At 57.9% G+C, this 8,440-nt stretch carries 3 protein-coding genes; all 3 read left to right on the forward strand.

Annotated elements, in window-relative coordinates:
- The first annotated feature begins 158 nt into the window (after window positions 1-158).
- The 3 genes from RTI30_RS10740 (at window position 159) to RTI30_RS10750 (ending at window position 7,634) form a co-directional block, all read left to right on the forward strand.
- Window positions 159-2,825 (forward strand): MobA/MobL family protein, encoded by a 2,667-nt coding sequence (locus RTI30_RS10740; protein ID WP_312283748.1) that lies wholly within the window; start codon window positions 159-161, stop codon window positions 2,823-2,825.
- A gap of 348 nt (window positions 2,826-3,173) precedes the next feature.
- On the forward strand, window positions 3,174-3,989 hold the full coding sequence (locus RTI30_RS10745; RefSeq protein WP_312283749.1) for a sulfotransferase: 816 nt from the start codon (window positions 3,174-3,176) through the stop codon (window positions 3,987-3,989).
- A gap of 72 nt (window positions 3,990-4,061) precedes the next feature.
- A complete protein-coding gene (locus RTI30_RS10750; RefSeq protein WP_312283750.1) occupies window positions 4,062-7,634 on the forward strand; it encodes an autotransporter-associated beta strand repeat-containing protein in 3,573 nt (1,190 codons plus the stop codon).
- Window positions 7,635-8,440 lie beyond the last annotated feature (806 nt).

Consider the following 8,440-nt stretch of genomic DNA (forward strand, 5'->3'; position numbering starts at 1 on the left):
GACCTGGGCGCGATACCGGCCTATCGGGTCCGCAAAAGGTAGGGTATTTCTTTTCCCACAATCCCCAGCCGTTTCCTGCTTTTTAAGCAGGCGCGCTTAAGGGTTTCTTTGCAAGAAACCAGCGCTGCAGGAGCTTCGCCCCTGTACCCGGAGGGAGAATGGCGGTCTATCATCTGCATGTGCATAGCGGTAACAAGGCCAGCGGCAAGGGAGCCGGTGGCAAGGCCCGCTATGTGCTGCGGGAGGGGCCGTATGCCACGGCGCGGGAGCGGGTGGTTGAAGGTTCTTTGGTACGAGAGGTAGAGATCGACAAGGCCGCGGAACTGGTCTATGCCGAATCCGGCAATATACCCGCCTGGGCCGCTGACAATCCCGTCCTATTCTGGGATGCTTCCGATCAGTACGAACGGGCCAACGGCTGCACCTATCGGGAGGTGGAGGTAGCCCTGCCTGAGGAGCTATCCCTGAAAGATCAGATTGCTTTGGCGAGTGCCTTTGCCCGGGAATTGGCCCAGGTAGCAGAGGGCGCTACCCCCTACACCCTGGCGATTCACCAACAGGACCCAGCACACCCCAACCGGCGGCACGTCCATATCCTAGTGAGTGATCGGGTATTCGATGGACAGGATCGGCTACCTGCGACCTTTTTCAAGCGCTACAACAGTAAGGAGCCTGGGAAGGGCGGAGCGCGCAAGACGGGAGAGCGATCTTTCCAAAAGGGCGGAGACAAGGCGGTCTGGACCGACCGCATCCGTCCCCTCTGGCAGGATCTGGTGAACCGAGCACTGGAGCGCGCAGGCCTCGCTGTTCGCATCGACCACCGGACCCTGGAGGAACAGCGGCGGGAGGTAGAGCGGCAGGCCGCCCAGGAGCAAGACCCGCAAAAGAGACGGGTGCTGGAGGAGCGGGCGGCTGCCCTGGATCGCCCCCCGCAGCCCAAGAGGGGTCGTGTGCTCACCCACGCAGGGCCGGAGAAGGCACCAGACCGGGCCGCCCTGGTCATTGCCTACGAGCAGGCCAAGGCCGAGCGGCAAGCTACCCTGGAGGCCCGGCGGGCAGCAGAGCGAGAGGCCGAGCTGGTAGCTGAAGAACTAGCTAAGGCACAGAGAATTCTGACGATCCGGCGGATGCTAGAGGCGCGGCGGGAGGCCTTAGAGATCGCCAGACGCGAGCGCATCCTGACGGCCCAACAGCAGCGGCACGAGCGGCGGAATGCACAGGCGATTCAAGGTCGCTGGAACATTCGCCGGAATGATCGAGCCACAGCAGCGGAGCAGCGCCCTGGTATCCGCTATCCAGAGCGGGAGCAGTGGGTAGCGTGGCGGCGTAAACGACTAACGGAGGAGTACGGCAAAGACCTGGCCGAAAAGCTGGCCCCCTGGGTGCGAGTGCAGCGGGACAAGGGGAATCATCTGGTCCTTACCAATCGGGAGATTGACATAGTGGACCGGGGCGACCGGGTAGTTGCCCGGAAAGGGGGCACGGATCGGGAGATTCAGGTGCTTCTGGAGGTCGCCAAGGCCAAAGGTTGGAGCACACTATCCCTGACGGGTCCCGCCGAGTTTCAGGCCAAAATAGCCCGTGCTGCCCTCTCCCAAGGCTTTGCATTGGCGGATAAGGATCTGGAGGCCCGTACCCGTGCGGCCATGGAAAGGGAGGCCGCGGAGAGAGTCAGACAGGAAGCTGAGCGGAAAGCTGCCGAAGAAGCGATACGGATCGATGCGGAGCGGCAGGCCAGAGAGGCAGAGGCTAAACGGCAGGCAGAAGAAAGGGTCAGACAAGAAGCCGAGATCGCCGCGGAGCCACTGCCGGTATTCGACATGCCGGATTTTGACGCTGTAAAAGACGACCCAGCCATCAAAGAGCTGGAAAAGCTGTTACAGGAGACGAGAGCCGAGTGGGGAAGACCCAAGAAGCCCGCCAAGGCCAAGGACAAGCCTATTCCCAGTCCCGCAAAGCCCATCGAGCCGGTCAGGGATACGTCGAGTCCTGCACCACAGCCGACCCTGCAAAAGGATCAGCCTACTCCACCCAAAGAGGATCACCCTTTGCCTGCACCGCTCCCGCCGAGCCAGGGAGTGCCAAAGGTGGAGAAGCCTGTACCGCAGCAGCAGAGGGATACACGGCCAGAGATGCCGTCCCAGCAGGTAGAGAAGGCCCAGCCGCCTATACCGTCACAGCAGCGGGAGACAGCGCCGAGGCCTGCACAGGACCAGCGCCCAGAACCGAGGCCTGCCCAACGTACACGGGAGCAGGTTGAGGCAGACTTGGCCGCTTTGGGCTACAGACTAGGCTATGCTGGACTGACGTTGGCACCTGAGAACATGACTGACGAGCAAAAGGACAGCTTTGGCCGTCTGGTGCGCGAGGGGAGACCGCTAGGCATCGAGAAGGCACGGGAGTATGTCTATCAAGGGTGGAAGGAGGGTCAACAGAAAAGTCTCGATGAGTGGTTGAGCCGACTACCACGCTATGATGACAGCCGCGCGCGAGGCCTCGTGGTCGGTACATATCTTGGAAAAGCCGCAGAGGGCCATTTGTGCGTCGTCAGAAACTGGAAAAGGGGCGGGGTTGAGGAATGCTGCATAGTCCCCAGCGGAATGAGCAGGAAGCTGGATAATGCCCCCTACATTCCGGTCGGGGCCTACGTCTCCACCTCTGGACCGGAAAAGCTGCCCCATCTCACCAAACTAGAGGAGAGCAAATTATCCAAGATAATCGAGGGGCTACCGCCAGCCGTGCGCTCTTCGATTCAGGCGCAGGCAGACAAAGACCGAGAACAGAGACTTGCGATTGGCAGGGGGATTCGAGGCCTACAGCGCTAAGTCCGCAGACGCCCAGCGCGAGGCGAGGCCTCGCTAGGTCGTCTGGCGGATGGATTTCCAACAACCCATCTTTTGGGCCATTTTTCCAACAACCTCCGAGGCCTGCCAGGAAACATTGGCCGGGAAGGCCTCGGCTGGCGTGTCCATCAAACGGTGGTTTGATGGAAGTCTCCCGTGGGTAGTTTTCCTGCGTAATCTCTGGTGGAAAGGTAGAATTTGTGGGACTATCGAGACGCCTGCTATCTACCTGATAGCTTGAGGAAATGGCTGTAGCACTGCGGGTAATATCTGACTATAGCAAGGGGCACATACTTTATAAAAAACCAGAATATGGATATACCGTCACCCATGAACCGAAAACTCCATTTCATTTCCGGCATGCCGCGTTCCGGGTCTACACTGCTTGCCGCAATTCTGCGGCAAAATCCTAGGTTCCATGCCCATATGAGTGGCCCCTTGGCGGGCATGTTTCGTACCTTGCTGGGAGGAATGAGCGATCGGAACGAGTTTTCGGTATTCATCAGCAATGCGCGGCGGCAACGGGTGCTTCGGGGATTGTTCGAGAACTTCTATGCCGATGTACCGCAGGAAGTGGTTTTTGATACCAACCGCTCCTGGTGTGCCCGTCTCCCTGCGCTCCAGACGTTATTCCCGGACAGTAAGGTGATTGCCTGCGTGCGGGATGTTTCCTGGATCATCGATAGTATCGAGCGCCTGGTGCGCCAAAATGCCTTCCAGCCTTCCTTGATCTTCGACTATCAGCCTGGCGGCACGGTATACACCCGTGCCAACGGGCTGGCGGGTCCGGAAGGCCTGGTGGGATACGCCTATGACGCTTTGAAGGAGGCGTATTACGGAGAACAAGCGCCAGGGCGCCTGATCCTGGTGACCTACGAAAGCCTGGTGACAAAGCCGAAAGAGACATTACAAGCTTTATATGCCTTTCTGGAGGAACCCGCATTTCCCCATGATCTGGATCATATCCATTTCAACGCCGAAGACTACGATCGCAAGGCGGGCACCCCCGGACTGCACTATGTCCGTCCCCGGATAGAAGCAGTGAAGCGCACAACCATTCTCCCCCCGGATCTGTTTCGGAGATTCCAGGGAGATGCTTTCTGGAAAGATCCATCCCAGATCCGTAAAGAGATCCCCGTGCTGTGAAGATAGAAAGAGCGATTGGAATTACAATGCGCATTCCCAAGACGCGGTATTACCCCAAAGGAGACTGAAGTTATGAATCACATCTATCGTCTGATCTGGAAGAATAGTCTGGCTAGCCCACAAGTAGCATCAGAGTTCGGGCGCGCACCTAGAAAAGGAAGCGTGACGGGCCACCGAAGGCAGCAACATCGCAAGTTGCTGGTGGGACTGATTGCCCTGGCGTTGGGGTTGGGGACAGGCGTTAGCGTCCCGGCAATGGCGGGTACGACGACGTTCACAACCAACATAACGGGAGCACCCGGGGAGTCCGGGGGAAATGCCGACTCAGCCGGCCCTGGCGCAGGCGGTATAAGTATTAGTACTAACTACCCCAACGCCGGGGGCGGCGGTTCTGGCGTAAACGGCGGCGCAGGCGGTGCCGGCGAACCCGGTGGCGGGGGCTATGGCGCCGGCGGCTCCGGCGGCTACGGCGGCGGCCACGGCAACGGCGGCGGCGGCGGTTCTGGCGGCGCTCCAGGTATTTCGGCGGGAACAGGCCAGAACTACATTGTGGCGAGCGGAGTGACGATCGCCGGCGGTGCCGGTGGCATCGGCGGCTACGCCTACGCCACCGGAAGCACCGGCGGCGGCGGCGGCGGCGGCGGCGGTGGTGGTGCCGGTGTATATGGTAATGGATTTACCATCACGAATAACGGCACGATCGCCGGCGGTGCCGGTGGCATCGGCGGGCAAGGCTCCTACGCCACCGAAAGCACCGGTGCCGACGGCACCGGCGGCTACGGCGTCGTTTCCACTGGCAACAGCACGATTATCAATGCCGGAGCCATCAATGGTGCCGGCGGTGCAGATGCCGTACAGCTTTCTGGCGGCGGCAATACGCTGGAACTGGAATCTGGATATTCCTTTACTGGCAATGTGGTCAGCACCAGTGGCACGACCAACGGTGGCGATACGCTGGCGTTGGGTGGTAGCGCCAGTACGAGCTTCGATGTTTCCAATGTGGTACCCAGTGAAAGCGGCAGTCTGACGGGTACCCAATACATTGGCTTTAATCAGTTGGAAGAAAATGCCACTTCCGGGACAACCTGGACGATCACCGGCACCAATAACAGCGGTTTGGGTTGGGATCTGAATAGTGGCGCACTGTCGGTATCCTCTGACAATGCCTTGGGATCAGCGGCCCTCACCTTCAACGGTGGCACGCTCGAAACCACCCAGGGTCTCACCGATACGGCAAACATCACGGCAGGCAGTGGAGGTGGCACGGTCAACAACGACGGCAATGCCGATACCTTCTCTGGTGTGATCTCTGGCGCAGGCGGCATGACCTTCGCAGGGAGCGGCACCACGACGCTTTCGGGTACCAACACCTATACCGGGGGTACGACCGTAGAAGCGGGGACCCTGGACGTAGCCAGTGGTGGAGCCTTGGGCGACGGGGCCTTGACCGTGGATAGCGGCGCCACGATGAATCTGGATAACGCCACCCAGACGATCTCCGATCTGAACGGTAGCGGTACACTCAATCTCAATGGAGATACCCTTACTACCACGGGGAGTGGCACGGACAGCTTCTCTGGCGTGATTGGGGAAGCATCTGGCACGGGTGCCCTTGTTATGGATGGTAGTGGAACACTGACCCTCTCTGGGGATAACACCTATTCTGGTGGTACGACCTTGGATAGTGGCACAACATCCATCAGTGCTGCGGACAATCTTGGCACTGGCGGTATCACCTTCAACGGGGGCACACTGGAAACCACCAGTGGTCTCACCGACGCGGCTGCCATTACTACGATCAGTGCTGGCACGATCAATAACAACGGCAATGACGATACCTTCTCTGGGGTCATCTCTGGTGGGGGCGGCATGACCTTTACCGGAAGTGGTACCACGACCCTCTCGGGGGGTAACACCTATACCGGGGGTACGACCCTGGCGGGTGGCACCACTTCCATTGGTGCCGCGGACAATCTGGGTACGGGCGGTATCACCCTCAACGGTGGCGCGCTATCCATCAACGCCAGTGCTCCGTCCATCGCCCTGGCTAATTCCCTGACCATCGGCAGCAACGGGGGAGAATTGATCGGGACCAACCAGACCAGTCTCGACCCCACCACTAACAATGCCCTAACCCTGACTGGCAGTATGTTCGGTAGCGGTGCCCTTCAGACCGCGGGTACGATTATTGACAATGGAACTGGAGGCACGACCGGGGGGACTACTGTCACGAGTGGACTTCTCGAAGTTGGGGACATCAACCACAGCAATGCGTCTCTTTCAGGTTCTGTTAGCGTGGATTCCGGTGCATTCCTGCGCGGTCATGGCGCGATCATTGGCAACGTCGGTAATGCCGGTACCGTCTTCCCCGGAGGAACCATTGGTATCCTCACAATCAATGGCAATTACACCCAGTCTCCTGCGGGAACCCTGGACATCCAGGTAAGCCCATCGACCAGCAACCCTCCGGTTGCAGGTGTGGATAATGATGAGCTGGCGGTCAATGGTGCGGCATCCTTGGCTGGAACATTGGAAGTTTACGGTGCCAATGAAAATGCTATGTATGCTGGCCAGCGGTACACCATTCTGACAGCAAGCAATGGAGTTAGTGGTACCTTCTCTACGGTGCTGAATGAAAATTCTGGTGGATATGCTTCTTATATCTACCCATCTGTTTCCTACACCCCCGAGGATGTCTATCTAACAATCCAGGGGACTCCTAAGGCTTTCCATAGTGGTAATGGCGTGGTGGACAGCCCTAACGCCACTAATGTCTCGCTGTTCTCCACTATAGATACCCTTATGGATGGTGCCCAACAAACGAAGTCTGGGGTATTCACTCATAGCCGGTTAGGAGGGTGGACCAAGGGCTTTGGTGGCTTCGGTCATGCGTACGGAGCCAATGTCGAGGATTACGGTGGCGTTGCTGGATATGGCCGGGCCATCAACCAACACCTGGTCTTAGGTGCAGCCTTCACCGGTAGTGGTACGGGTACGACAACCTCCCAGCAGACGGTAGACACCAAGGACTTCGGTGGTTTCTTGTATGCCATCGATACCCAGGGACAGCTTCGGATCTCCGGAACCTTGGGGGGCGGTGGTCTGCAAGAAAACAGCACCAGGAATCTCTCTAGTCTCAATGAGACTGCTACAGGCTTCACGGATGGCTGGTATTTCGGGACGGGTATCCAGGCCCAGTACCTGATCCCCGAGGGTAATGGTTTTGTCATGCCCTATGGAAAAGCCCGTTACCTACATACCGGGCTCAATGGGTATAAAGAATCCGGAGCGGGCAATCTCCTGGATCTGTACTATGGCGGGATAAACACCAATCTCGGAGCCTTCACCGCAGGTGTTCGGACAGGCTATGACTTCCATACTGTCAACCTGACGCTGGTTCCCTGGATCTCTGTTGGGGGTACCGCCTATGCAGGAAACCGCCATGTATCCCAGGTCTACACCCTGGGTTTCCAGAGTGAATCAGAAGTCGGCATTGCTGCCCCTTCAGCCACCGTTGATACGGGTGTGGGACTCACCATCCAAGGGGACCATTCTCCGTGGACTGCCAAGGTTGCTTATAATGGGCAGTATGCCAACAGCGAAACCTTCAACACATTCGACTTGCTGGCATCCTATCGCTGGTAAGAGTCGAGAGTGGTTTTCGTAACATGGGCCGGTCCGCTTCTTTGGGCCGGCCTGTTTTTTTTGAGTACCCATCGAACGCCTAACGGTGACCACTTCAGCGATCAGACTTTTTGCGCCCTTCTGTCTCGTCGGCCTACCCCACGGCTCGGCAGATAGCCTGATTTTGGTGGATTCCCTATCCGCAGATGAGGGGCGGTTATAAGACAAATCGGTGAAGCCGTCATTTTGGCTGGATGCCGTTCCCTGGTGGCGACCTTTAGTGGGCCAATCGCAAGTAAACCAAATCAGGGTCAGAGCATCCAAGGCCATCATTACCCTTTATCTTGCGTTTCCTCCCGCTGGTCGGGAACGGGGTAGATACTGCATACGCTTTCACCATATCCCCCAAGATGCCATGATCGTACGCAACTACACACCATGGGATACAAAGAAAGACGATGGCAAAAGTATCAGTTACAGAGGCGGCAAAGCTAGCTGGGATCGGCAGGCAGCAGCTTTATAGGGGGTATATCTATCCCGGAAAGATAACGGTTGAGAGAGACTATAGGGGTAGGCCAATCATCGACACTGCCGAGATCATGCGGGTATTCGGTGTACTGCACGATACACCAGAGGATACGCAAAATGAGCAGCAAGATACATCAAATTCTCGTAACCGTTACATAGAGTTAGAGGCGCGATTTCAAGAGATGGAAAAGCTGGTCCTGGCCCTACAGGCACAGTTGGCCGAGGCCAAGGAACGGGAGGAATGGCTGCGATCCCGCATCGAGGCGGCAGAACAGAAGCTATTGGCAGGCCCAGAAAGT

Origin of the sequence: Candidatus Igneacidithiobacillus taiwanensis (genome assembly GCF_031962545.1) — a bacterium.
GTDB lineage: Bacteria > Pseudomonadota > Gammaproteobacteria > Acidithiobacillales > Acidithiobacillaceae > Igneacidithiobacillus > Igneacidithiobacillus taiwanensis.